Genomic DNA, 22890 nt, shown 5'->3' with positions numbered 1-22890 from the left:
CTTCACATGCGTTTCGTCGATCCGTATCGAGCCGCAACGGGGCTTGCGAAACCTGCGCAACCGCTTTTCGATGAGCGGCGCGTAGGTCAGAACCCAGCGATTGATCGTCGAATGATCGACCGCAAAGCCGCTTTCTGCGAACATCTCTTCGAGGTCTCGGTAGCTGAGCGGTTAGCGCAGATTCCATGTGACTGCCTGCACGATCAGCCAAGCCTCGAACTGCCGGCCTTTGAAGTCGTCCTTCGACTGCCGCTTCAGCTTTTCGACGATCGTGTTCGGGATCATGGCAAGGCTCTCAACCAGCGAGAGCGCAGAAACGGTTGGATAGGGTCAACATAGGGATGAGTGCAGAAAGCTCGCGACAAGGCCGTTTGCCGAACGCAAGCTTATGTTTCGAAAGGGTAGGGTGTGAGGCCGGACCTATCGCTTAGGCTGGATTGAGGATGATCTTCGGCGCGGCAGCGTTACCGGAGAGTATGTCGGCGAAGGCGGACGCGCCATCCTTCAGGGCACGCGTTTCCGACCAGTCGAGAGCGCCGAGACGGCCCTCGAAGATCGCTCGTGCCGTGTCGCGAAAATCCTGCGGCGTGTAGGTGTAGGTGCCGACAAAGGCGATCTCTTGAAGCGTCATGCGACGGATGTCGAGGCCGCCCTTATTGTCCCCGAGTCCGATATGAGCGATGATCCCACCAGGCTTTGCAAGACGGGAGGTGAGCGCCCTGGTCGCAGAAAATCCGACTCCGTCGATCACGATGTCGAAGAGGTCTTCTGAAGCCGGATCGAAGATCGGGAAGCCGGCAGACGCGATCGCGGGGTGACGGTTCACGTTGGTTTCGGCAACTCTCACATCCGCAGCGCCGATAGCGCGAAGCGCGAGTGCCGCACCAAGTCCGATCGCCCCGCCGCCGATGACCAGACAACATCCATCTCGTAATGCATCCCGGTCGTTGCCAGCGGCGATCCTGGCCGCATGCCAGCCGCAGGCGATCGGCTCGGCGAGGCAGGCCTTTTCACTCGGAATTCCGTCGGGGATAATAACGAGATTTTCTTCTGGAATCGCGAGCAGCTCCGCAAAGGCACCTGGACGCGGTTGCATCGAGATGATCTGTCGGTTCGGGCAGAGATTGTTGCGACCCTTTCGGCAGACGGAACAGGTCCCGCAGGTGACCAGCGGGTTGATGGTTACGCGCTGGCCTTCGAGACGGCCCGATCGGACCGTCCCGGCGGCCTCGTGCCCGAGTATCAGCGGCGCGGGCCTACGTTCGTCGTGGCCGAGATATGCATGCATGTCGGAACCGCAAATTCCGACCGCTTCGACGCAAACGAGGACGTCGTCGCCCGCCGCGCAAGGATCCGCGACATCTTGATATTCGAGCTGCCGGGGACCGGTGTAGACGAGTGCCTTCATCGTGCCGTGAAACCTCCGTCGACGAAGAGAATCTGTCCTGTCACGTATGCGGACGCGTTCGAGGCGAGAAAGAGGAGAGGACCACGCAGATCTTCGATCTCGCCGTTGCGACCGATGCAGGTCTGCTTCGCATTTCGTTCGGCAAGTTGTGGATCGGAGAACACCGGCCCGGTGAGTTCGGTCGGAAAGAAGCCGGGGGCGAGCGCGTTGGCGTTGATACCGGACCGAGACCATGCCTCGGCCATCGCGCGGGTCAACTGTTCGACGCCGCCCTTCGATGCGCCGTAGGCGATTCCTCCGGGGAAGGCACGGCGGGACTGGAGAGAGGCAAAGTTCACGATCCGACCCCACCCCTTCGCCTTCATGGCGGGTGCGAGCGCCTGCGCCAGAAGGAACGGCGCGGTGAGGTTGAGATGGATCGTTCGGTCCCAGCCCTCCGCCGTAACGTCGTCGGCAGCTTCGCGCGTGTTCACGCCGGCTGCGTTGATCAGGATGTCTGGTGGACCGAAGCGCGAAGCCACCTTGTCGGCGATGTCCGAAAGCACATCACGATCGCCGAGATCGGCCGCGAGCATCGCCGTCTCACCGGCGGCTTCTGCCTGCCATTCCTGAAGCTTTTCCGCTCTTCGCGCGATGCCGACGACCTTCGCACCGGCATCCGCCAGCATCGTCGCCGCTGCCCGTCCAAGCCCGCTCGATGCGCCGGTCACGCAGGCCACGCGGCCTTCCAGGTCGAAAAATGCGGAGGGTTGCGCCATGACGGAGGTCATCCGGCTGCCGAAAGGTCGATGTTCTCGCCAGGAAAATATTTTCGCAGTCGCACATCGGCGGTCCTGGCATGGCCCTCCATGCCTTCTAGACGCGAGATCCGAGCTGTCGCTTCGGCGACCGGCCGAGAACCCTCGCGCGTCGCGCGCTGCCACGTGACGATTTTCATATATTTGTGGACGGAAAGCCCGCCGGTGTAGCGCGCAGCGCCCGAAGTCGGCAGCACATGGTTGGTACCGGACGCCTTGTCGCCGTAGGCAACGGTCGTCTCTTCGCCGAGGAAGAGGGAACCGTAGCATTTCAAGCGCTTCAGCCACCAATCGAGATCTTCGGCTTGCACCGTAAGATGCTCCGGCGCGTAGTCGTCGGAGGTCACAGCCATCTCCTCGCGGTCGCCGCACAGGATAACCTCGCCCAGATCGGCCCAGGCGTTTCGTGCGCTGTCGGCGTTCGCTTCGGGAAGTTCGTCGATCAGTTTCGGTACGAGGGCGAGGACTTCCTCGGCAAGGCGCCGATCGTCGGTGACCAGCCAAACCGGAGAGTTGTAGCCGTGTTCAGCTTGTCCGACGAGATCTGCGGCGATGATCTCTGGATCTGCCGACCGGTCGGCAAGAATCAGGCTGTCGGTCGGCCCTGCGAACATGTCGATGCCGACACGGCCGAAAAGGGCGCGCTTGGCTTCCGCGACGAACTGGTTGCCTGGCCCGACGAGGATATCGGAGGGTGGCGTGTCGAAGAGCCCGAATGCCATCGCGGCGATCCCCTGCACGCCTCCGAGTGCAAGGATCGTGTCGGCTCCACAGAGATCGGCGGTATAGAGAATAGCCGGATTGACGCCCACGTCCGGTCGCGGAGGCGAACAGACGGAGATGTGTTCACAGCCCGCAACTTTCGCCGTCGTCACCGTCATGATGGCGGACGCAACATGGCTATAGCGACCGCCCGGAACGTAAGCTCCGGTCGCGCGCACGGGGATGCTTTTCTGGCCGGCGGTAAAGCCCGGCACGATTTCGTATTCGACGTCTCCGAGCGTCGCGAGCTGCTGCTCGGCAAAGCGACGGACGTTGTCGTGGGCAAAGCGGATGTCGTCTTTCAGCTTTTGCGGCACCTTGGACGCAGCTTCGGCGATCGCGTCCTTCATAACAACGGTCGGCCCGTCGTACTTGTCGAACTTCGCTGCGTATCTGAGCGCCGCATCCTCGCGTCCGCTCTCGATCTCCTCGAGGATCGACAGTACGGTCTTGCGGACGTCTTGGGCGTTTGAAGCCGGGATCTCAGCGGCCTTTTTCAGATAGTTGCGGCTCATCTCGGAACTCCTGGTCTTTCGGTATCGGGGATGACGGATTGATCGTGATGCATCAGAAGATCGGGACCGAAAGCACGGGCACGTAGGCGATCAGCAAGACGACGATCAGCATGAAAAGGACAAAGGGGACAGCCCACCAGGCAATCTTGAGAATCGGCTCTCCGGTGAGGCCAGCCGTCACGAAGAGGTTCAATCCGAGCGGCGGCGTTATGAAACCGACGCCGAGCGAGGTGATCATCATGACGCAGAACTGAAGCTCGTCCATTCCGATCTCGTCGGCGAGAGGCTTCAGGATCGGGGCAAGGATGACGATGTTCGGGGTCGTCTCCATGACGCAGCCTGCCGCAATCAGAACGGCGATCATCAGAGCGATGATGAAGACTGGCTCGGACGTAAGTTCCGTGATCGAGTAGACGAAGCCCTGCGGGACGTTCAACGCGGCGAGTGCTTGCGCGAGCGGCAGCGAGAACGCGATGATCGGCAGGATCACGCCATTCACCTTGGCAGAGGAAAGAAGCATCTTCGGAAAATCGGCAAACCGCAAGGTGCCGAGGACGAAGCCGAGGATGATCGTGACGACGACCGCGACCGCTCCCGCTTCCGTGGGGGTGAGGCGTCCGGAGAAGATGCCGTAGAAGATGATGCCCGGCACGAGAAAAGCGTACCAGCCTCGCTTCAGGGAAGAGCCAACATTGGAGCTCCACTCGGCAAACGAGATCGCGTCATTGTTCTCGAAGGCCTTGATCCGGTTCATGACCGAATTCGTGACGAGAATCGACAGAAGGATCATGATACCCGGGATCAGCGCGGCCTCGAAGAGGGTGGAAGCCGAAATCCCGAGAACCAGGCCGATCACGATATAGGCGATAGACGGGGGGATCAGGATGCCGGTACACGCACCGGCGGCGACGAGGGCGCAGGCATAGGGGCGCGGATAGCCGGACTCGGTCAGACGATCGATGGTCATGCGGCCGACGGCGGCAGCGCCCGCGGCATCTGAGCCGGAGATCGCGGAGAACATGCCGCAGACGAGGACGGTCGCCGAGCCAAAGCCGCTGCGCGCCCACGAGGTGATCGCGTCGGCGACGTCGAGGAACTTGCGGCTGAGGCCCGTGCGCACGAGAACGTCGCCAGTGAGGATGAAAAGCGGAATCGCCGTCAGCGCGAAGGCGTCGATTCCGTCGAACAGCGCCTCGCCGACGAGTGAGAGCGGGAGCACGCCCGAGATATAGAGCATAAGGCAGGCGGCCACGCCGATCGCGGCCCAGACCGGAACGGCGAGGGCGCAGAGGACGACGAAGGCGAGAACGGGGCCATAGAACGACCAGCCGAGGTCGACCGTCTGTTGTTGAAGCTGTTGCCAGAGCATGAAATTTCCTCAATCGAACAGCTTGGCGCCTTCGTACACCGGCGTCCCGTCCTTCAGGGAACGGACGTCCCTGACGATGGACTGGAGCAGGCGGACGACCACGAGGGAAAAGCCGATGGGAACGGCGGCGAGGAACCAGACCATGGGCAGGCGCAGGCCGTGGCTGACCGACCCGAACTGCCAGGAAACGGCGACGGTTTCGAAGGACCAGACCAGGGCAACGACCGCGACGGCCAGCATGACGACGTCGCCAAAGATGTAGACGACGGTCTTCATCCGATCGGAGACGAACGCGGTGAGGATGTCGATGCGGATATGCGCGCGCTCCTTGATCGCCGCCGCGACGCCGATCCAGGAAAGATAGATGAAGGAATAGCGGACCACTTCCTCGCCCCAGATCGACGAATAGGCGAACAATTCGCGCCGCAGTACCTCGACGGCCATGACGAGGACGAGGATGGTGTAGAAGACGAGCAGCGCCCATCGTTCGAGATTTCTGTCGATGATCGAGAGCAAGATGCATCTCCCCAGTCGCGCCTGACCGAAGGACAAGCGCGGTTCCTGACTGGTTCGGCGTCGGGCTTTAGGCCCGCATCGTGAACCGAACCCGGCGGCGGATCGGTTCGGTTCAGGCGTCTTCGACGAAATACTTGCTATCGGTGCCTGCTGCTTCCTCCAGCTCCTTGAAGGTGTCCATCGAGCCCGCGAGATCGGTCTTGTACCCGTCCCATTCGCTGCGCTGGTATCCGCCCGCTTCCTTCCATTCGGCGAGCTGGTCGTCGGTGAGCGTGTGGAACTGGACGCCGGCGCGGGTCATCTCGTACATCGCGTAGGCCCGCGCGGACGGCACCTTTGCGAGGTTCTGGCCCGAAGTGATCGCTGAAGCTTCCTCGATCGCTTGCTTGTCCGCGTCGGAGAGCCCGTTGAACCATTCCAGGTTGCACGAATAGATCTGCGCATCGGGCACGGCCTGCGTGAACGTCACGTTCGACAGGATGTCCTTGAAGCCGAAGACGTAGAGAGCGCCGACCGCCGGATCGAGCGCGTCGGCGACGCCCTGCTTGATCGCCGATGGAGTCTCGCCCCAGGCGACCGGCGTCGGATTGGCGCCGACCATGCGATAGTACTGCTGGAGCATTTCCGATCCGGGCACGCGGAACTTGACGCCCGCCAGGTCGCCCGGGGTCAGAACCGGCTTGTCCTCGCCCTTGCGCATCGCCACGACGCGTGGATCGATCACCACGTAGAACAACGGCTTGAAGCCGCGCTCCTCGATCTTCGGATGGACCCTGCTCCGCCAGGCCTCGGACTTCACGAGATTGACGAAGCGCTGATTGGATCCGCAAAGATAGGGCAAATTGATGAGGTCGACGGCCGGTGCGAACGGCGCGAAATTCGAGATCGAGTGCTGCGCGGCCTGGATCGTGTTGCTCTGGACCTTCTGAACCAGCGCACCGCCGGCGCCGAGCTGGCCGCCCGGCGCGAGCTTCACGTAGATGCGCCCGTCCGAGAGGTTCTGGATGTTTTCCTTCAGGTCAAGCTGCATGATCGGATAGCTGCGCGACGCACCGAGGACGTAGGCGGTGCCAATCGTCATGGTCTGTTCGGCGTTCGATTCCCGCTCGCTCTCCTCGAGGGCCGTCTGTGCGACGGCTGCATCCGACCAGAGCGTGCCGGCTGCACCCGCGACGAGGGCCGCGGTAAAGCTCCCTGCCGCCGTCAGTTTCAGGAAGTTTCGGCGCTCGTGGCTACGGATTTCGGTTTGATCGGTTTTCGTCTTCATCGGTGTTCCTCCCGTGGATGCATGAGTTGTCGTGTCGCCTTGTCCCGTGCCTCGCTGCGCAGGACGCCGACGACGAACAGAACGCTCGTCAGGATGATCAGGATCAGTTCGCCGGTGCGGCCGATCGGTGCCGAACCGGCGAACGATCCCGCGACCACGTTGGCGACGAACGCCGCGAAAACGACGAGTGACGCGATCAGCCAGACTATGGGCTTTGTCATGCGATTGGCCCTCCCAAGCCAAGCTTGAGCCAGTGTAAGCGCTTACAATTTGCTTTGCAAGTCTTCGCGTTGCCGTTCGGCGGCGTGGCCGCTATAGCGATGGAAGGTAGGCGCGGGGGTCGAAACCGACCCTTCTGGCTCCCGGGACGCAGCACATGGAACTGACGGTCAAGCCGAAACTCGAGGATGTCGCGAGAGCCGCGGGTGTTTCGACGGCAACGGTGTCGCGTTGCCTCAACGAGCCAGGCAAGGTGACCGAGAAGACCCGGGAGAAAGTTCTCCGGACGGTCGAGACACTAGGCTATACGCCGAACTTTGGCGGACGCGCGCTGGCTTCGCGCCGCACTTATACGGTCGGTGCCGTGATCCCGACCATGGAGAACGCCATCTTTGCACGCGGGCTGCAGGCGTTTCAGGAGGCGTTGGCAGAAGACGGAATCACGCTTCTTGTTGCGAGCTCCGGCTACGACACACGACAGGAAGAAGCGCAGATCCGCGCGTTGGTAAGCCGCGGCGCCGACGGTATCCTTCTGATCGGGACTGCCCGCTCGAGGGGCGCGACCGACTTTCTGCGCCGGCTTGCTATTCCCTATGTCATCGCCTGGTCGATCTCCGATCCGAACGAGACCTGTGTCGGGTTCGACAACGTCGCCGCCGCCCGAATGATCGCCGAGCGCGTCATCGCTTTGGGCCACAGGAAGATCGCGATGATCTCCGGCCTGACGGCTATGAACGATCGCGCCTCCGGCCGCGTACAGGGCGTTCGAATGGCTCTTGCCGACGCGGGACTGGATATTGACGGTTTCCGTGTGGAGGAGTCGAAATACGCTTTCGACGCGGCGGGATCGGCCTTCGAATGTTTGATGAAGAGCGCAGACTCGCCGACGGCGGTGATCTGTGGCAACGACGTGCTGGGCGTCGGCGCGATCGCGAAGGCCCGCGCGCTCGGGCTCAGAGTTCCAGAAGACGTCTCAATCACCGGATTCGACGATATCGACGTCTCGGCGATCATCGATCCTCCTTTGACGACGGTCCACGTGCCGCACCAGCGGATGGGTGTCGCGGCGGCGAAAGCGCTTCTTGGGCTGATCGACAACCAATCCGTTGATCGAGTCCAAGAGATCGAGACGATGATCGTCGAGCGCGGCTCTCTGGGTCCCCCGCCCAGCTGACCGCAATCAGCCTGCCAGGCCGATCTCGACGGCGGCTATCGCAAGTGCGAGCAGGACGAGGGTCTCCGTGACGACCATCGCAACGTGCTTCCAGCCGAGCTGCAGCATGTCCTTCATGTTGGTGCGCACGCCGAGGGCCGAGATCGCGATGACGAGGAACCAGCCTGAGAGATCGACAGCGGTGTCGGCCACGATGGCAGGCAGAAGGCCGAGACTGTTGATCGCGGTGAGCACGGCAAAGCCGATGACGAAGGATGGCAAGCGGACCGATTTCGTATCGCCGCCGCCGCTCCGGGCGCTGGCGAGCACGACGACGATGACGACGAGCACAACGGGGAGCATCGTCACGCGCAGGAGCTTGATGATGGTCGCGACGTCGCCGACGTCGGTGGAGATTGAATAGCCGGCGCCGACGACCTGGGCGACGTCGTGGATCGTCGCGCCGACAAGGAAGCCGCTCTGGTTCTCGGTGAGGCCGAGCAGGGTAAAGAGGATCGGATAAACAATCATCGCGATCGTCGAGAGCGTGGTGACCGAGACGACGGTGAAGAGGAGATTGCGCTCGGTCTTCTCGTTGTGCGGGATGACGGAGGCGATGGCCAACGCCGCCGATGCCCCGCAGATCGCGACCGATCCGCCAGTGAGCAGCGAGAAACGCCACTGCTTGTCGAAGAGGCGCCCGCATACGAAACCCGTGCCGATGGTGAGCGCGATGAGCCCGATCACGGTCGCGAAGGTCGACAGGCCCAGCGAAGCGATGTCCGCGGTGGTAATGCGTGCGCCAAGAAGCACGATCCCCACCCGAAGCAGGGCCTTCGATGAGAAGGCAAGGCCTTTCTCAAATCGCGGATCGTCGGCAAGGAAGTTGAAGGCCATACCGATAAGAAGCGCAAACAGCATGACCGGCGCGTTGTAGTGGTCGGCGACGAACCGTGCGGCAGCGGCGACGACCAGTGCGAGCATGATACCCGGAAGCAGCGGAACGTAACGGGCCTTCAGGGTGGACGGCGTCAGTGCGGTCATGGGTGAACCTTTTCGGGTGTCGGTAGGGCTCGCGCGACCCACGTCGCGGCGTCGATCCTGGTCTCCGATATCCTCAGAGATCTGAGCGATAGTGGAGGTCGTCGGTGAGACAGGTGGAGAGGCGGTGCTCGATCGGTGTATCGTCGAGAGCCATCGCGACGCGCTCGATCGCGAGCACGGGATGGCCGAACGGGCAACCGAGATGGTCGGCGACAGCCTCGTTCGCGCCAGTCGCCTTCAGCTTCTCCTCGGCCTTGCCGATGGTGATGCCGAACGTCTCCGAATAGAGCGCGTAGACGTTGTTCGGGATCTCGGTCATCTCGCCGAGCGTTTGAAACCGCGCAACGGGGAGGGTGATCCGCTCGAAGATCACCGGCCGTTCGCCGAGCCTACGGATCCGGTCGATCCACCAGACCTCGGCATCGGCGGGAAGGGCCAGCTTCTCGCGATGGTGCGCGCTCGCCGTTTCCCGCCCACGCCCGACGACCGTGCTCTGCGGAAACAGCCGTTCGCCCTTGTCGGCCGCGAGCCGGAAGAACTTGAAGAGGATCCGGCCTTCCTCGGGCAGGGCAACGAAGGTGCCGCGACCCTGGCGGCGCAGGAGAAGATGTTCGGCGGTCATGGCGTCGAGCGCCTTGCGCACGGTGCCCTGGCTGACGCCGAGCTCCTTGGCGATCTGGAACTCGCTCGGCAGCATCATTCCCGGCGTCCATGAGCCCGAGATCAGCCGCTTGACCAGCGTGTCGCGCACCTGGGCGTAGAGCGGGCGATAGGCCGGGGCTTCGGTCGTTATCTCGATCATGCATTTCGTCCATTCTTCGACGGGGGACCCGGCGTTTGTCTGCCCGCCGAAGCCCGTTTCGAACTGTAGCACCCTTGACAGCTCTTCGAAATCATATTTTATGTCTTATACAAGACCTGAGCGAAACGCAAAAGTGGCGTGATGGCTTTCCCGTCGCCGGTTTCCTCCTCGGGTTCGCCACCTCTTCAGGGCCGGCGACGGTCCAGGAACACGCCGAAACCCATCACAAGGAGTCATTCATGAGTGCCAATCCGCAGCTGCTGGTCCACGACCACAAGGACAATGTAGGGGTCGTTGTCGTCGAGGGCCTGACCGCAGGCACGGAGATGCTCTGCGTCGTCACGCACGACAACTCTTCCTTCAAGATGACAGCCAACGACGACGTTCCGATCGGCCACAAAATCGCACTCAGCGATGTGTCGAACGGCGATACGGCCGTGAAGTACGGCGAGGATATCGGCCGCTTCAAAGCGGACGTGAAGAAGGGCAGCCATGTCCACGTCCACAACCTGAAGACCAACCGCTGGTAAGCCTCTAGGGGCCGACCGGTCCGCTGACCAAGGGCTGCCGACCTGCTTCCATCATCGCTCCGAACAAGTTCGAAAGAGAGCCATCATGCCCATCAATACCAACCGCAAGTTCCAGGGCTACCGCCGCGAGAACGGACGCGTCGGCGTTCGCAACCACGTCGTCATCCTGCCCGTCGACGACATCTCCAACGCGGCTTGCGAGGCCGTCGCCAACAACATCAAGGGCACGATGGCGCTGCCGCACGCCTATGGTCGTCTTCAGTTCGGTGCCGACCTCGACCTTCACTTCCGCACCATGATCGGCACCGGCGCCAACCCGAACGTCGCAGCCTGCATCGTGGTCGGCATCGAGCCGGGCTGGACGCAGAAGATCGCCGACGGCATCGCCGAGACCGGCAAGCCCGTCGCCGCTTTCTCCATTGAACAGAACGGCGACCTGAAGACCATCATGGACGTCTCGCGCAAGGCCAAGGAGTTTGTCCAGTGGGCGAGCGAGATCCAGAAGACCGAGTGCGACGTCTCCGAGCTCTGGGTCTCGACCAAATGCGGCGAGAGCGACACGACGACCGGCCTCGGCTCGTGCCCGACCGTCGGCAACATGTACGACAAGCTCATCCCGGAGGGCATCTACGGCGTCTTTGGCGAGACCTCCGAGATCACCGGCGCCGAGCACATCTGCCAGAAGCGCGCGGCAACCGAAGAGGTCGGCGAGCGCTGGTACAAGATGTGGAAGGCCTATCAGGACGACGTCATCTTCGCCCATGCGACAAACGACCTCTCGGAGTCCCAGCCGACCAAGGGCAATATCGAGGGTGGGCTTTCGACCATTGAGGAGAAGGCGCTCGGCAACCTCGAGAAGATCGGCCGCGACTGCACCTTCATCGACATCCTCGAGCCAGCCGAAGCCCCCCAGAAGGGCAATGGTCTCTATTTCATGGATACCTCGTCCGCTGCTGCCGAATGCGTGACCTTGATGGCGGCCGCCGGCTATGTGATCCACACCTTTCCGACCGGCCAGGGTAACATTATCGGCAACCCGATCGTGCCGGTGGTCAAGATCACCGCCAACCCGCGCACGGTGCGCACCATGTCCGAGCATGTGGACGTCGACGTCTCCGGCATCCTGCGCCGCGACATGACCATCGACCAGGCGGGCGATGCGCTGATCGAAAACATCATGCGCACGGCGAACGGCCGGTTCACGGCAGCTGAAGCTCTCGGCCACCGCGAGTTCGTGATGACCAAGCTTTACCGCAGCGCTTGAAGCGACCGGTCAACGAACAAGCGGAGCTGGCTGCTTAGAAAGCCGGCCAGCTCCTTTACACGATAGGACGAAAGAAAGACCGCCGATGCCCGAGATTGTGATCTCCGAATTCATGGACGAGGCGGCGGTCGCTCGCCTTTCCGCCCGCCACGACACGCTTTACGATCCGGATCTCGTCGAGCGAAGCGATGACCTCGCCGCCGCTCTGGGCGGCACGAAGGCGCTCGTCGTGCGCAACCGGACGAAGGTGACAGCCGCGCTGCTCGATGCCGCGCCAGATCTTCAATGTGTCGGTCGTCTCGGTGTCGGTCTCGACAACATCGATCTCGACGCGTGCGCTGAGCACGGCGTCACGGTCTATCCGGCGACCGGCGCGAACGACGTCGCGGTCGCCGAATATGTCGTCTCCGCCGCCCTCGTGCTGCTGCGCGGTGCCTATCATCGCAGCGCCGACATCGCCGCCGGCAAATGGCCGCGCCAGGCGATGATCGGCCGTGAGACGATGGGCAAGCGCCTCGGTCTCGTCGGCTTCGGGTCGATCGCGCGCGAGGTCGCGAAACGCGCCCGGGTGCTCGGCTTCGAGATCGCGGCGAGCGATCCGTTCCTCGCCGAAACCGATCCGGCCTGGAAGGACGCGACGCGCCTCGACCTCGATCGCCTGCTTGCCACGAGCGACGTCGTCAGCCTGCACGTGCCGCTGACGCCGGGCACGAGGCACCTGATCGATGCGAGCGCCGTCGCTCGCATGAAGCCGGGCGCGATCCTGATCAACACCGCCCGCGGCGGCACCGTCGACGAAGCTGCGCTCGCCGAGTCCCTTCGTGCCGAAAAGCTCGGCGGCGCGGCGCTCGACGTCTTCGAGACCGAGCCCTTGACGGCCGAGGCGGGCCGCATCTTCGACGGGCTGAGCAATGTCATCCTCACGCCGCATATCGCTGGCGTCACCGAAGAGGCCAATGTGCGCGTCTCCGCGCTGACGGCCGAAAACGTCCTCAACCATCTCTCCGGAAGCAAAGCATGACCACGACGCTCTCGCTCGGCGACTTGACCCGCCTCGTGGCGGATGCCTTTCAGCGTGCCGATGTCGGTCCGGCGCAGGCGGCGTCCGTCGCCGCGGCGCTGGTTGCGGCCGAGGCCTCGGGGCAGGGCGGCCATGGCCTGCGCCGCATCGCCGCCTATAGCGCTCAGGCGAAGGTGAAGAAGGTCGACGGCCATGCGCAGCCGGTGATCGAGATGGCGCGCTCGGCCGTGATGCGGGTCGATGCGGCGGACGGCTTCGCCTATCCCGCCTTCGACCTCGCGATCGAGCGGGCGGCCGAGGTCGTCGCGGAGACTGGCACCGTCGCCATCGGCGTCCGTAATTCGCACCACGCGGGGGTCCTCGGCCTGACGGTCGAGCGCTTCGCCGAGAAGGGGCTCGTCGCCCTGATGATGGCGAATGCGCCGAGCGCGATGGCGGCCTGGGGTGGCACGAAGGGCGTGTTCGGCACCAATCCGGTGGCATTCGCAGCGCCCCTGCCAGGTACCGATCCGGTCGTCGTCGACCTCTCGCTCTCCAAGGTCGCGCGCGGCAAGGTGATGGCGGCCAAGCAGAAAGGCGTCTCGATCCCCGAAGGCTGGGCGCTCGACCGCAACGGCAATCCGACGACCGACACCGACGAAGCGCTCGCCGGGACGATGGTGCCGGTCGGCGACGCCAAGGGTGCGGCGCTCGCGCTGATGGTGGAGATGATGGCCGCCGGCCTCACCGGGGCGCAATTCGCCTCGGAAGCCTCCTCCCTCTTCGACGACAAGGGCGGCCCGCCCCGTCTCGGCCAATTCATTCTCGTCATCGATCCAAAGGCAATCGGTGGCGAAACCGCGCTTCAGCGCCTCGGCACTCTCGCCGCTATGATCGGCGAGGAACCCGGAGTGCGCTTGCCGGGCCGGCGGGGCATCGAGGCGCGGCGCAGGGCCGCGGACGAAGGCATCGCGATCGACGACGACGTGATGGAAATGATCGAGGGGGCGTGAGAGTCGTCGAAGCAGAATTCGGTGGTCACACGCCGGAGCCGAGTGTCCGGACTGGGTGGTTACGCGCCGTTTATTCCATTGCCGACCTCGACGGCATCGAGAAGCAAGTCCGTGAAGACGTCTACGGCGCTCGTCCTCGACTGCGATCGATGAAGCACCAAAGCGAGCGATCCGGGGTCGGGAAGTCGCCTATCATCTGGCGGAAGTGCACGAAGGTCGACCGGGATTGCGTCCACAGTCCGCACCGTGATGCCAAGCTCTGCTCGAACGGCCGCCCAAACCCCAAGAAGACTCGATGTCGAGAAGGCATGACGCCAAGGAATACCGGCCGCGTTGAGGATTGCCGTTGCTCGCTGCTGGAAGGCGCAGGGCGCATCGAAGGCGACGAGGGGAACCAGATCGCCATCCCGGATGGCGTAGTTCTGAGCCGCGATCCAGGCGAGCCGTCGCTTACCGACGACCTGACCGTCCTCTCTCCCTAACTTTCCCCATGTCAGGGCAAGGTCCAACGCGCCGGTGCCGACCGCATCCGCCATCGCCGCGCCACGGTCGACACACGCTTCGACGCGAACCTTCGGATGGACACGCTGGAAACGCGCAAGTAGCGGCGGCAACCATGTCTCGGCGAAGTCCTGTGGGACGCCGACGCGCACCCAGCCTTCCAGTTCTGCAAGGCCGCTCAAAGCGAGCCTCGCCTCGTCGTTGAGATCAAGAATACGCCGGGCATAGCCTATCAGCGTCTCGCCAGCTTCCGTCAGGATGAGCCCGCGACCCTGCTTACGCACGAGCGGCTGGCCGATCTGATCTTCCAGCTTACGAAGGTGAAGACTGACCGCGGAGGGTGAGCGCCCGAGCCGATCGGCCGCCTTCGCGAAGCTACCGAGATCCATGCCGGTGACGAAGGTGCGAAGCACGTCCATGTCAAGATTAACGAGGCTCGCGACCATTTTGTTTTGCTCAACGAAAAGATTGGAACTACGCGATAGTCGCAACGATCATTGAGCGGCATGATTGCCAAGTCAACCCATCTGGAGCAACCATGATGCCCTTCGTCCATATCCATATCGCCGGCACGGATTTCGGTCCGGAACAGATCGAAACCCTACAGAGAGACGTGACGCATCTGATGGCGACCGTCATGCGCAAGAAGGCCGAACTGACCGCCGTCCTGGTGGAGACGCATGTCGCGAGCCGCTGGAGCGTCGGTGGCCAGGCGGTTCCCGTTGCCGCCCATCTCGACGTGAAGGTCACGTCGGGCACCAACACCTCGGACGAGAAGGCAGAGTTCGTCCGCCAGGCACATAGCCTGCTCAAAAGTGCCCTGGGCACCGATCTACCGCTCGCAAGCTATGTCGTAATCGACGAGGTATCAGCCGATGCGTGGGGGTATGGGGGATCGACGCAGGAAGCGCGTCGAAAAGCTCCAAGTTGATCGTTCGCCCGATCGCGAATGTCCGCTCAAGCGATGATCGGAACCGCGTGGGAATGGCTTAGAAGGGTCGAAAGCCGCGATACGACCCGAATTCAATCCACCTCAACCAGTTCCCGCCGCAACAGCTCGTACAACGCCGCCTTGTGCTCGAACCCGACGCCCGGCGCATCGGGCAGACCGACACGACTGTCGACCACCTCGACCTCGTCGGCGAAGCCGCCGAAGGGCTGGAAGACGTCCGGATAGGATTCGTTGCCACCGAGATGGAGGCCGGCTGCAATGTTGAGGGACATCTGGTGTCCACCATGGGGCACGACGCGGCGCGAGGACCAGCCGTTCTCGGCCATCATCTCCAGCGTGCGCATATATTCGACGAGGCCGTAGGAGAGCGCACAGTCGAACTGGAAAATATCCTTTTCCGGGTTCATGCCGCCGTAGCGCAAAAGATTGCGCGCGTCCTGCATGGAAAAGAGGTTCTCGCCCGTCGCCATTCGGCCGGAATAATGCTTCGAGAGTTCGGCCTGGAGCGCGTAGTCGAGGGGATCGCCGGCTTCTTCGTACCAGTAGAGGTCGTAGGGTTCGAGCGCCTTGGCATAGGCGACCGCCGTGTCGAGATCGAAACGTCCGTTCGCGTCGACGCAGAGGTTCTGGCCCTCGCCCACGATCTCGAGAGCCGCCTCGACACGCTTGATGTCGTCGGCGAGGGGAGCAAGCCCGATCTTCATCTTGCAGACCCGGTAGCCGCGGTCGCGATAGGACCGGAACTCGTCCTTGAGGCCCTCGATCTCCTTGCCCGGATGATAATAGCCGCCCGCCGCATAGACCCAGACGCTGTCGTCGGCGACGCCGTTCCGGTAGCGGTCCGCAAGCAGGCGGTAGAGCGGCTTTTCCTCGATCTTGGCGACCGCATCCCAGACCGCCATGTCGATCGTTCCAACCGCAACCGAGCGTTCGCCGTGACCGCCCGGCTTCTCGTTCGTCATCATCGTCTTCCAGATGGCGAAGGGGTCGAGGTTGTCGTGGTCCTCGTCGACAAGGTTGTCCGCTTCGGTCTCCATGACGCGCGGGATGAAGCGCTCGCGCATGAGCGAGCCCTGGCCGTAACGCCCGTTGGAATTGAAGCCGAAGCCGATGACCGGCTTGCCATCGCGGACCTGGTCGGTGAAGACGGCGACGACCGAGCAGGTCATCTTGGAAAAGTCGATGAAGGCATTGGCGATCGGGCTCGCGATCGAGACCGTCTTCTCGCGAATTTCCGTGATGCGCATCGTCTCTTCCTTCAGCCCGCGAGGACCTGAGCGATCGCCTCGCCGCATTCGGCCGTATTCGCCTTGCCGCCCATGTCCCTGGTGCGCGAAGCGGGATCGGCGATCACCTCCTCCATCGCATCGATCACCGCCTTCGCGGCATCGGGATGGCCGAGATGGTCGAGCATCATCGCCGCCGACCAGATCTGTCCGATGGGATTGGCAATCCCCTTGCCCGCGATATCGGGCGCCGAGCCGTGCACGGGTTCGAACATGGAGGGATAGTCACCCTCTGGATTGATGTTGGCTGAAGGCGCGATGCCGATCGATCCCGCAACCGCAGGCCCGAGATCGGAGAGAATGTCGCCGAAGAGGTTGGAGCCGACCACGACGTCGAACCAGTCCGGATGCTGCACGAAATGAGCGCACAGGATGTCGATGTGGTACTGACTCGTCTCGATATCCGGATAGTCGGCCTTTACCGCCTTGAAGCGTTCGTCCCAGAACGGCATCGTGTGGACGATTCCATTCGATTTGGTGGCCGACGTCACATGGCCCCGCTTTCGCGTCTTGGCGAGTTCGAAGGCATAGCGCATGACGCGATCGACACCACGTCGCGTGAAGATCGCTTCCTGAATGGCGATCTCGTCGTCCATGCCACGATAGAGCCGTCCACCCGCTTCGGAATATTCGCCCTCGACGTTTTCGCGCACGACGTAGAAGTCGATATCCTCTGCGCCGCGGCCCGCGAGAGGACTCGTCGTCCCACGCAAGAGCCGGCATGGCCTCAAATTGACGTATTGATGGTAGGTCCGCCGGATTGGAATGAGCAGCCCCCAAAGCGAGACATGGTCCGGAACGTCCGGCCAACCGACTGCGCCGAGAAAGACCGCATCATGGTTCCGGAACCGATCGAGCCCATCCTCCGGCATCATGCGTCCGGTCTTCTTATAAACGTCGCAGCTCCAGTCGACTTCGTCGAAATGGAAGGCGATGTCGAACTTGCGGCCCACGGCCTCAAGGACGCGCATTCCCTCTGGAACGACTTCACGGCCGATGCCGTCTCCGGGAATGGTAGCAATCTTGAATGCGTTGGTGTTTGCCATGCGTCGTATGCTCCAAGGACAATCGGTGTCACGGATCGTGAGTGAGGTGTTCAGAACAACAAGCCGCGTGGCATCGGGATCAACAGCACACGCGACATCAACAGGTAGAAGCCCAGAAGGACCGCAAACCCGAGAACGGGAAGAAGCACGATCTCCTTGAAGCTTGGTCGTTCGTGGATTGCGACGAGCATGATCGCGAAATAGGCGATGACGCTCGTCACGAAGAAACCGAGGACGGGAAGAAGGGCGATCCAAGCCACCATCGCCGAGATGAACAAGACGCGGCGCAGGATCGACCCACCCTCGACACCGCCCTCGCCGAGAGCGTTCGATTCCGGCGTGATGCCGCGGACACCGAGGAAGACGTTGCGCGCGATGAGAACGAGGCCCAGGATCGCCATCGCGGCTGAGATCGTGATCGGAAAGACCGATCCCATCGCCGTCATCGACTGCGAGGTGTAGATGAGAACGATACCGAGAGCGACGAAACCCGCCGCGACGAGAGTTCCACGCGGGTCATGAACGATCTTAGACATCCGGTGTCTTACTCTCCACTGTCCGGTCTACATTCGATTGTCTTGCACGGCGGGCCCCGATCACCTTCGCGATCAGCGGATAGAACAGGGTCAGGATCGCGAACGCAGCGATGGCGAGCGAGATCGGTCTGCCAAAGAACTGTCCGAGGACGTTCCCCTGGGCGTTGCCAATGAGGTAGGCCTGCACGAAACCCTGTTCGGCGATCTGGCCAAGAACGAGACCGAGGACTATGGGCGAAGGCGTGAAGCCCGCACGGTTCAGCATCCAGCCGACAACGCCAAGGCTCAGCATGACGGCGACGTCGTGCAGGTTGTTGTGGATTGCGAATGAGCCGATGACCGTAAGGAAGGCAATCGTCGGAATGAGCGCAGCCTTCGGGATCGCAACGATGCTGCGATAAGCGTAGCGCCCGACGACCAGCCCGACGGGAAGCATCAGGAGCGTACCGATCAGAAGGCCGAAGATGAAGGTGTAGACGATCGAGCCCTGGGACGCGAACAGTTCGGGCCCGACGCGGATCCCCTGGACAAGCAGTGCGCCGAGAATGACGGCGTCTGGAGGGGTGCCGGGAATGCCGAGGACGAGCGTTGGAATGAAGCCGCCGCCCACCGTCGCGTTGTTGGCGGCCTCGGTCGCCAGCAAACCGCCAGGCTCTCCCTTGCCGTAGTTGGCAGCGTTCTTCGAGGTCCTGCGCGCCTCCGAATAGGACACGAGGCTCGCAACCGAACCGCCGGCACCGGGCAGAATGCCGACGATGGTGCCGATGACGGCGCTTCTGACGAGGTTGAACTTCTCGCGCATCGCGATGCCGAACGCTTCCGCGAGCCGAAATCCTTGGGATTCCTTGCCCACGTTTAGATGCGGGTCCTTGGTGGCGACGAGGTCGATGAGAACGGGGATGCAGTAAAGGCCGATCAGGCCGGCAATGATGTCGATGCCGCCGACGAGCGTCTGGGAGCCGAAGGTGAATCGCACGTCCGCGCCGACAACGGCGATGCCGACCATCGAGAGGAGGAGGCCGAAGCAAGCACCCATCAGCCCCTTGATGAGATTGCCGACGGCAAGCGCCGAGATCAGGGTCAGGCCGAAAACGGCAAGCCAGAAATATTCCGGTGGCCCAAAGGCGAGCGCGACGGTTGCAAGCGGCGGCGCAAGGAACATCAGCATCAGTGCGCCGACGAGCCCGCCGACCACGGACGCGAGCGTCGCAAGTGTGACGGCGAGGGCGCCGTCGCCGCGCTTGGCCATCGGAAAGCCGTCGAAGGTCGTTGCGATCGCAGACGGCGTGCCTGGTGCGTTGACCAGAATGGCGGAGTAAGATCCGCCGTAGATCGCGCCAGTGTAGATCGCACCAAGGACGATGAGGCCCGATGCAGGGGCCATCGTGAAGGTGAACGGGACGAGGACCGCGACGGCCATCGTCGCAGACAGACCGGGAAGCGCGCCGATCACGATGCCTGCGGCAACACCGCCGAGCGCAAGAAGGAGATTGTAGAAACTGACAGCTTCTACGAAATAGCCAAGGAGTTCCATGGTTAAGCCGAACTGGAGGGACTGTCGCTGCGCAGCCGCTCCTCGATGAGCAGCTGCGCGATGGACCCAGAATGAACCGTCAGATCGGTTCGGTCAGTTCAATTCGGTGACGCCTGTTCGATCCCCATCGTTTCGGCGACCTGGTCGTATTGCTGCCGGCGCTCCTCAAGGAACTGGTCCATCTCGGCATACGGCACGTCGATCACGACGAAGCCGCCTTCCTCCATCTTCTTGACGAACTCGGAATTCTGATTGACCTCTCCGATGATGTCCGAAAGCTGTTGGCGGATTTCCTCGGGAGTGGAGTTCGGAACTGCGATCCCGCGATAGGCCCCGCCCACCATGTCGTAGCCGAGCTCTCGCATCGTGGGTGTGTCGGGGAACGAAGGCAACCGCTCTTCCGATGCGACCGCCAGCACCCGAACGGAATCACCCTGGTTGAGGGCTGCCGTAGAGTAGCTGAACGAGGCCTGCACCTGATTGCCGAGCATGGCCGTGATGGACGGGCTCGTTCCGGAAAATGGAATATAGGTGGTCTGGATCCCGGCAAGGTCGTTCAGCTTGGTCTGGGCGACGTGGTTCGCGGAATTGGTCGCGGAACCCGAGACCGTCAGCGCGCCTGGGTTCTCCTTCGCGTAGGTGACGAAGTCCTCCATCGTCTCGAACTGACTGTCGGCCGGGACGATCAGCGCGTCCGGCGTGTACTGGAAGAAGTAGACATTTGTGATGTCGCTGGTCTGGTAACCGACGTCCTGCGCCATCGGCTGAAGGATGATGTGCGGCAGGTTGGAGCCCATGATGGTGTAGCCGTCGCCGCTCATTCCGTTCAGCTGCGACCAGGCCTGCGCGCCGCCGGCGCCCGAGATGTACTGGACGACAATGCTCTGACCCGTAACCTCTTCGAGGTAAGGCTGCTGAAGCCGCGCTGCTACGTCAGACTCGCCGCCGGCGTTAAAGGGGATGATATAGTTGATCGGCTGCGAGGGAAAATCTTGAGCCGATGCAAGGCTGGTCGACAGGCTGAGCGCGAAGACGGCGCTCGAAAGAAGCAGTGCGATACGCATGAATAATTCCTCCCGGTTTCAGATCCGCCCGATAAGGATTTGGCTACGCCCTCCCGCGTGCCACTCACTGGCGGTTGGCCGTATCAGGCCCGATTAGAACCGGCTTGTCAATGTTGTGTTCGTTGTTGCATGCAAGAAAGAATGCAGGATCACTTGTCGATAGGTCCGGCGATGACTACGGTTCGGCCAAGCGAAGAAAAAGGCGAAGGCAGTCATGTCGGAACTAGCGGAAGGGATACGCTTCGGTGTGCACTCAGCCCAGGAACGCAAGCCAAGACTCGTGGACTCGGCCTATTCGGCGATTAAATCGGCGATCAGAAACGGGACGTTCCCGCCCGGCTTCCAAGGTTCCGAACTTGAAATTGCGCAACGGCTTGGCATGAGCCGGACGCCGGTGCATCAGGCAATCGTCCAACTACAGTCAGAAGGCATGCTTGAATTGCGCGCCAAGCGCGGCGTCATTGTTACCGCGCTCTCGCCTGACGATATGCGCGAGGTTTACGACGTAATCGTTGCCGTTGAAGGGATGGCAGCTCACATTATCGCGACCCTTCCGGCTGATGAACGGGACACGATCTGCGACCGTTTGGAGGGGCTCAACGATCGGATGAGACAGGCGCTTGATGAAGACGATCTCGACCGATGGGCCGATGAGGATGGTGCGTTCCACTCCATGCTTGTCGAACGAGCAGGCAATGGAAGGCTTGAGCGGATTGCGGCGGTCAATCTCGACCAGTCCCACCGTGCACGACAGGTGACACTCAATCTTCGGCCAAAACCTGTTCAGTCTCTTATAGAACATAAAGGCATTATCGACGCGATGCGGAGCGGCGATGCACCGAATTCTCGCCTAGCCGCCCAGCAGCACAAAGAGAGAGCACGAGACATCGTGGTCCCACTGCTTCGCCGTTACAAGATGAACCATCTTTAATTGGAAGACGGTTCATATCAAACCTGTTCAATCCATTGGTTCGGCGATGACTTAATATAGTCCCTGACCGATCACCAACGGGCGCGCATCGAAGGCTTGCTGCCCGGCACGCAAAGCGAACCAGACCGCAGCGGCGTCGACGATCGACTGTTAGCCGATGCGATCCTGTGGATGGCCTGTAACGCAGCACGTTGGCGCGATCTGCCGCCTTCGTTCAGCAAATGGACGGGTGTCCATGCCAGGTTCCGACGATTGTCTCATGTGGGCGTGCGGCAGCGACTGGTCGAAAGCCTGACCGAAGACCCAGACTTCGAATATGGTCTTGTCGATAGCACGATCTCGAAAGTCCACGACGATGCGAGTGAGGCCAAAGGGGGCTCAAGCTGCCGGTATCGGACGCTCTCGCGTGGGCCTGACGACCAAGCTCTACGCCGCCGTCGATGTGATCGGCGTGCCGCTTCGCATTCGACCCTCGTCAGACCAACCCGACGCACAAGCACACGATCGATTGGTTCCTCAACAAGATGCGCCAGCAGATCGATTACTTTCTCAGCCGGCTCAAACGCTTCCGCCACATTGTCTTGAGCTGAGAGTAGACGCTTTGCGCATTCGTGAGCTTATCCATCTCGCATGCGCACTGTTTTGGCTCAAACGAATGCAGACGCGACCTTAGCGCATGAAGGTGGGATTCTTGCGATAAAACTCGTCGCGCATGCGCCTAGCTTCACGAACACTGTAGACGAAGCCGAAGAAAGCGTTGCTTAAGCGGTTCGAGCGCTTACGAGGTTCGATTTTGGTCGATGTCTCGGTCATAGGTTTCTCCGTTTGGCGTTCAGCGACATCGTCCAAACGGAATCCGCATGGAAGGCGCGTAACTTTCACCCTGTTCTATGGCCAAATCCATTGGCGCCTGCCAGATGCTGCAGTGCAAACAAGCCATGCGCTCCGCGCGTGTCTTGGGCAGAACCGAAGGTTCAAAGTCGGAGGCGAAAGGAGGCAGATGTCTAGTGGCCCGGTCGCAAATTTCTGGCGGTTAACGGTTCCGTGACCATGATCGGCGAGTTTCGCGCTCTCACTGCTGGAGAGCCTTGCGATGATCCTGAACACAATCGCCGAGAAGCTGAAGCGGCAGTGGAAGGACGACTTCAAATGCCGGCAGTTCGAGGCTTGGCTGATGGTATAGGCGGTGACCTGGTATCTGCGCGGGCTTGTCGCAACTTTAGGCGCGGGTCGCAAAAGCCCAGTATGGCCCGAAACTTTCAGACTTTGTTAACTTTTTGAAGCCCGAAGATCTGCGCGACGAGATCGTTCTGGCTATGAACGGTCCACTCGCCGGCGAAGCCGAAACCCTTCTTCAGCCAGAGCATCGCCTCGAACCCCT

The 22890-nt window shown here is 62.0% G+C and carries 23 protein-coding genes and 4 pseudogenes; 9 read left to right on the top strand and 18 right to left on the bottom strand.

The genetic code is table 11. The features are described from left to right. The 8 genes and pseudogenes from ABRA89_RS19185 to ABRA89_RS19150 form a co-directional block, all read right to left on the bottom strand. A pseudogene (locus tag ABRA89_RS19185) lies at positions 1-285 on the bottom strand (IS6 family transposase); the annotation flags it as partial. Between the two features lie 142 nt (positions 286-427). After that, entirely contained in the window at positions 428-1408 is a 981-nt protein-coding gene (locus ABRA89_RS19180; protein ID WP_349943102.1) for an alcohol dehydrogenase catalytic domain-containing protein, read from the bottom strand. Then, positions 1405-2166: an SDR family NAD(P)-dependent oxidoreductase gene (locus ABRA89_RS19175; protein WP_349943101.1), complete on the bottom strand. Its 762-nt coding sequence runs from the start codon at positions 2164-2166 to the stop codon at positions 1405-1407. Before ABRA89_RS19175 ends, ABRA89_RS19180 begins: the two co-directional genes overlap by 4 nt. An 8-nt stretch (positions 2167-2174) precedes the next feature. Next, a complete protein-coding gene (hisD, locus tag ABRA89_RS19170) occupies positions 2175-3482 on the bottom strand; it encodes a histidinol dehydrogenase (protein WP_349943100.1) in 1308 nt (435 codons plus the stop codon). 52 nt (positions 3483-3534) lie between these two features. Further along, complete coding sequence (locus ABRA89_RS19165) at positions 3535-4851, bottom strand: TRAP transporter large permease (protein WP_349943099.1); 1317 nt, start codon at positions 4849-4851, stop codon at positions 3535-3537. A gap of 9 nt (positions 4852-4860) precedes the next feature. Further along, positions 4861-5367 carry a TRAP transporter small permease gene (locus ABRA89_RS19160; protein ID WP_349943098.1) on the bottom strand — a complete coding sequence of 169 codons (507 nt, stop codon included), beginning with the start codon at positions 5365-5367 and terminating at the stop codon, positions 4861-4863. A 112-nt stretch (positions 5368-5479) separates the two neighbouring features. Then, a complete protein-coding gene (locus tag ABRA89_RS19155; protein WP_349943097.1) occupies positions 5480-6634 on the bottom strand; it encodes a TRAP transporter substrate-binding protein in 1155 nt (384 codons plus the stop codon). Continuing rightward, positions 6631-6855, bottom strand: coding sequence for a hypothetical protein (locus tag ABRA89_RS19150; RefSeq protein ID WP_349943096.1), 225 nt, complete (start codon positions 6853-6855; stop codon positions 6631-6633). Before ABRA89_RS19150 ends, ABRA89_RS19155 begins: the two co-directional genes overlap by 4 nt. A gap of 155 nt (positions 6856-7010) precedes the next feature. On the opposite strand from ABRA89_RS19150, the gene ABRA89_RS19145 reads away from it, so the two are divergent. Beyond that, positions 7011-8027 (top strand): LacI family DNA-binding transcriptional regulator, encoded by a 1017-nt coding sequence (locus ABRA89_RS19145; protein WP_349943095.1) that lies wholly within the window; start codon positions 7011-7013, stop codon positions 8025-8027. A gap of 6 nt (positions 8028-8033) precedes the next feature. Here ABRA89_RS19145 and ABRA89_RS19140 read toward each other — a convergent pair whose 3' ends face one another. Beyond that, the gene (locus tag ABRA89_RS19140; protein ID WP_349943094.1) at positions 8034-9050 is read right to left on the bottom strand and encodes a YeiH family protein; all 1017 of its coding nucleotides are present in this window, start codon (positions 9048-9050) and stop codon (positions 8034-8036) included. Between the two features lie 73 nt (positions 9051-9123). Further along, positions 9124-9852: a GntR family transcriptional regulator gene (locus ABRA89_RS19135; RefSeq protein WP_349943093.1), complete on the bottom strand. Its 729-nt coding sequence runs from the start codon at positions 9850-9852 to the stop codon at positions 9124-9126. A gap of 239 nt (positions 9853-10091) precedes the next feature. On the opposite strand from ABRA89_RS19135, the gene ABRA89_RS19130 reads away from it, so the two are divergent. The 4 genes from ABRA89_RS19130 (at position 10092) to ABRA89_RS19115 (ending at position 13659) form a co-directional block, all read left to right on the top strand. Continuing rightward, positions 10092-10382: a UxaA family hydrolase gene (locus tag ABRA89_RS19130; RefSeq protein ID WP_349943092.1), complete on the top strand. Its 291-nt coding sequence runs from the start codon at positions 10092-10094 to the stop codon at positions 10380-10382. Positions 10383-10467: 85 nt separating this feature from the next. Beyond that, positions 10468-11646: a UxaA family hydrolase gene (locus ABRA89_RS19125; protein WP_349943091.1), complete on the top strand. Its 1179-nt coding sequence runs from the start codon at positions 10468-10470 to the stop codon at positions 11644-11646. Positions 11647-11731: 85 nt separating this feature from the next. Then, positions 11732-12667 carry a hydroxyacid dehydrogenase gene (locus ABRA89_RS19120; protein WP_349943090.1) on the top strand — a complete coding sequence of 312 codons (936 nt, stop codon included), beginning with the start codon at positions 11732-11734 and terminating at the stop codon, positions 12665-12667. Further along, entirely contained in the window at positions 12664-13659 is a 996-nt protein-coding gene (locus ABRA89_RS19115) for an Ldh family oxidoreductase (RefSeq protein WP_349943089.1), read from the top strand. The genes ABRA89_RS19120 and ABRA89_RS19115 overlap by 4 nt, the downstream gene beginning before the upstream one ends. 59 nt (positions 13660-13718) lie before the next feature. Here the strand turns inward: ABRA89_RS19115 and ABRA89_RS19110 are convergent, their stop codons facing one another. Next, positions 13719-14606, bottom strand: coding sequence for a LysR substrate-binding domain-containing protein (locus ABRA89_RS19110; RefSeq protein ID WP_349943088.1), 888 nt, complete (start codon positions 14604-14606; stop codon positions 13719-13721). A gap of 92 nt (positions 14607-14698) precedes the next feature. On the opposite strand from ABRA89_RS19110, the gene ABRA89_RS19105 reads away from it, so the two are divergent. Next, complete coding sequence (locus tag ABRA89_RS19105; protein ID WP_349943087.1) at positions 14699-15091, top strand: tautomerase family protein; 393 nt, start codon at positions 14699-14701, stop codon at positions 15089-15091. 92 nt (positions 15092-15183) lie between these two features. On the opposite strand, the gene ABRA89_RS19100 is transcribed toward ABRA89_RS19105, so the two are convergent. The 5 genes from ABRA89_RS19100 to ABRA89_RS19080 form a co-directional block, all read right to left on the bottom strand. Next, positions 15184-16359 carry a mandelate racemase/muconate lactonizing enzyme family protein gene (locus ABRA89_RS19100; protein ID WP_349943086.1) on the bottom strand — a complete coding sequence of 392 codons (1176 nt, stop codon included), beginning with the start codon at positions 16357-16359 and terminating at the stop codon, positions 15184-15186. Between the two features lie 11 nt (positions 16360-16370). Then, positions 16371-17444 (bottom strand): tartrate dehydrogenase, encoded by a 1074-nt coding sequence (locus ABRA89_RS19095; RefSeq protein ID WP_349943085.1) that lies wholly within the window; start codon positions 17442-17444, stop codon positions 16371-16373. A gap of 50 nt (positions 17445-17494) precedes the next feature. Continuing rightward, entirely contained in the window at positions 17495-17980 is a 486-nt protein-coding gene (locus ABRA89_RS19090) for a tripartite tricarboxylate transporter TctB family protein (protein ID WP_349943084.1), read from the bottom strand. Beyond that, entirely contained in the window at positions 17973-19514 is a 1542-nt protein-coding gene (locus ABRA89_RS19085) for a tripartite tricarboxylate transporter permease (RefSeq protein WP_349943083.1), read from the bottom strand. Before ABRA89_RS19085 ends, ABRA89_RS19090 begins: the two co-directional genes overlap by 8 nt. Positions 19515-19612: 98 nt before the next feature. Continuing rightward, positions 19613-20578: a Bug family tripartite tricarboxylate transporter substrate binding protein gene (locus tag ABRA89_RS19080; protein WP_349943082.1), complete on the bottom strand. Its 966-nt coding sequence runs from the start codon at positions 20576-20578 to the stop codon at positions 19613-19615. A 214-nt stretch (positions 20579-20792) separates the two neighbouring features. Here ABRA89_RS19080 and ABRA89_RS19075 point away from each other — a divergent pair, with 214 nt between their 5' ends. Together ABRA89_RS19075 and ABRA89_RS19070 are read left to right on the top strand one after the other, a co-directional pair. Continuing rightward, entirely contained in the window at positions 20793-21509 is a 717-nt protein-coding gene (locus ABRA89_RS19075) for a GntR family transcriptional regulator (protein WP_349943081.1), read from the top strand. Positions 21510-21572: 63 nt separating this feature from the next. Next, positions 21573-22182, top strand: a pseudogene (locus tag ABRA89_RS19070) (IS5 family transposase). Here ABRA89_RS19070 and ABRA89_RS19065 read toward each other — a convergent pair. After that, positions 22179-22322: a hypothetical protein gene (locus tag ABRA89_RS19065; protein ID WP_349943080.1), complete on the bottom strand. Its 144-nt coding sequence runs from the start codon at positions 22320-22322 to the stop codon at positions 22179-22181. The pseudogene ABRA89_RS19070 and the gene ABRA89_RS19065 overlap by 4 nt on opposite strands. Before the next feature lie 280 nt (positions 22323-22602). Between ABRA89_RS19065 and ABRA89_RS20480 the strand changes: the two are divergent. Beyond that, positions 22603-22689: pseudogene (locus ABRA89_RS20480) on the top strand (IS6 family transposase); the annotation flags it as partial. Between the two features lie 79 nt (positions 22690-22768). Here the strand turns inward: ABRA89_RS20480 and ABRA89_RS19060 are convergent. Then, positions 22769-22890, bottom strand: a pseudogene (locus ABRA89_RS19060) (IS6 family transposase); the annotation flags it as partial.

The organism is Fulvimarina thalattae, from assembly GCF_040239565.1.
In the GTDB taxonomy this organism is placed as follows: domain Bacteria; phylum Pseudomonadota; class Alphaproteobacteria; order Rhizobiales; family Rhizobiaceae; genus Fulvimarina.
The sequence above is the reverse complement of the archived record's forward strand: the minus strand, read 5'-3'. Positions and strand labels throughout refer to the sequence as shown.

Bases quoted from the DNA above. Each gene is read 5' to 3' on its own strand.
- ABRA89_RS19180 (WP_349943102.1), bottom strand. From the start codon at position 1,408: ATGAAGGCACTCGTCTACACCGGTCCCCGGCAGCTCGAATATCAAGAT.
- ABRA89_RS19175 (WP_349943101.1), bottom strand. From the start codon at position 2,166: ATGGCGCAACCCTCCGCATTTTTCGACCTGGAAGGCCGCGTGGCCTGC.
- hisD (WP_349943100.1), bottom strand. From the start codon at position 3,482: ATGAGCCGCAACTATCTGAAAAAGGCCGCTGAGATCCCGGCTTCAAAC.
- ABRA89_RS19165 (WP_349943099.1), bottom strand. From the start codon at position 4,851: ATGCTCTGGCAACAGCTTCAACAACAGACGGTCGACCTCGGCTGGTCG.
- ABRA89_RS19155 (WP_349943097.1), bottom strand. From the start codon at position 6,634: ATGAAGACGAAAACCGATCAAACCGAAATCCGTAGCCACGAGCGCCGA.
- ABRA89_RS19150 (WP_349943096.1), bottom strand. From the start codon at position 6,855: ATGACAAAGCCCATAGTCTGGCTGATCGCGTCACTCGTCGTTTTCGCG.
- ABRA89_RS19145 (WP_349943095.1), top strand. From the start codon at position 7,011: ATGGAACTGACGGTCAAGCCGAAACTCGAGGATGTCGCGAGAGCCGCG.
- ABRA89_RS19140 (WP_349943094.1), bottom strand. From the start codon at position 9,050: ATGACCGCACTGACGCCGTCCACCCTGAAGGCCCGTTACGTTCCGCTG.
- ABRA89_RS19135 (WP_349943093.1), bottom strand. From the start codon at position 9,852: ATGATCGAGATAACGACCGAAGCCCCGGCCTATCGCCCGCTCTACGCC.
- ABRA89_RS19130 (WP_349943092.1), top strand. From the start codon at position 10,092: ATGAGTGCCAATCCGCAGCTGCTGGTCCACGACCACAAGGACAATGTA.
- ABRA89_RS19125 (WP_349943091.1), top strand. From the start codon at position 10,468: ATGCCCATCAATACCAACCGCAAGTTCCAGGGCTACCGCCGCGAGAAC.
- ABRA89_RS19120 (WP_349943090.1), top strand. From the start codon at position 11,732: ATGCCCGAGATTGTGATCTCCGAATTCATGGACGAGGCGGCGGTCGCT.
- ABRA89_RS19115 (WP_349943089.1), top strand. From the start codon at position 12,664: ATGACCACGACGCTCTCGCTCGGCGACTTGACCCGCCTCGTGGCGGAT.
- ABRA89_RS19110 (WP_349943088.1), bottom strand. From the start codon at position 14,606: ATGGTCGCGAGCCTCGTTAATCTTGACATGGACGTGCTTCGCACCTTC.
- ABRA89_RS19105 (WP_349943087.1), top strand. From the start codon at position 14,699: ATGATGCCCTTCGTCCATATCCATATCGCCGGCACGGATTTCGGTCCG.
- ABRA89_RS19100 (WP_349943086.1), bottom strand. From the start codon at position 16,359: ATGCGCATCACGGAAATTCGCGAGAAGACGGTCTCGATCGCGAGCCCG.
- ABRA89_RS19095 (WP_349943085.1), bottom strand. From the start codon at position 17,444: ATGGCAAACACCAACGCATTCAAGATTGCTACCATTCCCGGAGACGGC.
- ABRA89_RS19090 (WP_349943084.1), bottom strand. From the start codon at position 17,980: ATGTCTAAGATCGTTCATGACCCGCGTGGAACTCTCGTCGCGGCGGGT.
- ABRA89_RS19085 (WP_349943083.1), bottom strand. From the start codon at position 19,514: ATGGAACTCCTTGGCTATTTCGTAGAAGCTGTCAGTTTCTACAATCTC.
- ABRA89_RS19080 (WP_349943082.1), bottom strand. From the start codon at position 20,578: ATGCGTATCGCACTGCTTCTTTCGAGCGCCGTCTTCGCGCTCAGCCTG.
- ABRA89_RS19075 (WP_349943081.1), top strand. From the start codon at position 20,793: ATGTCGGAACTAGCGGAAGGGATACGCTTCGGTGTGCACTCAGCCCAG.
- ABRA89_RS19065 (WP_349943080.1), bottom strand. From the start codon at position 22,322: ATGACCGAGACATCGACCAAAATCGAACCTCGTAAGCGCTCGAACCGC.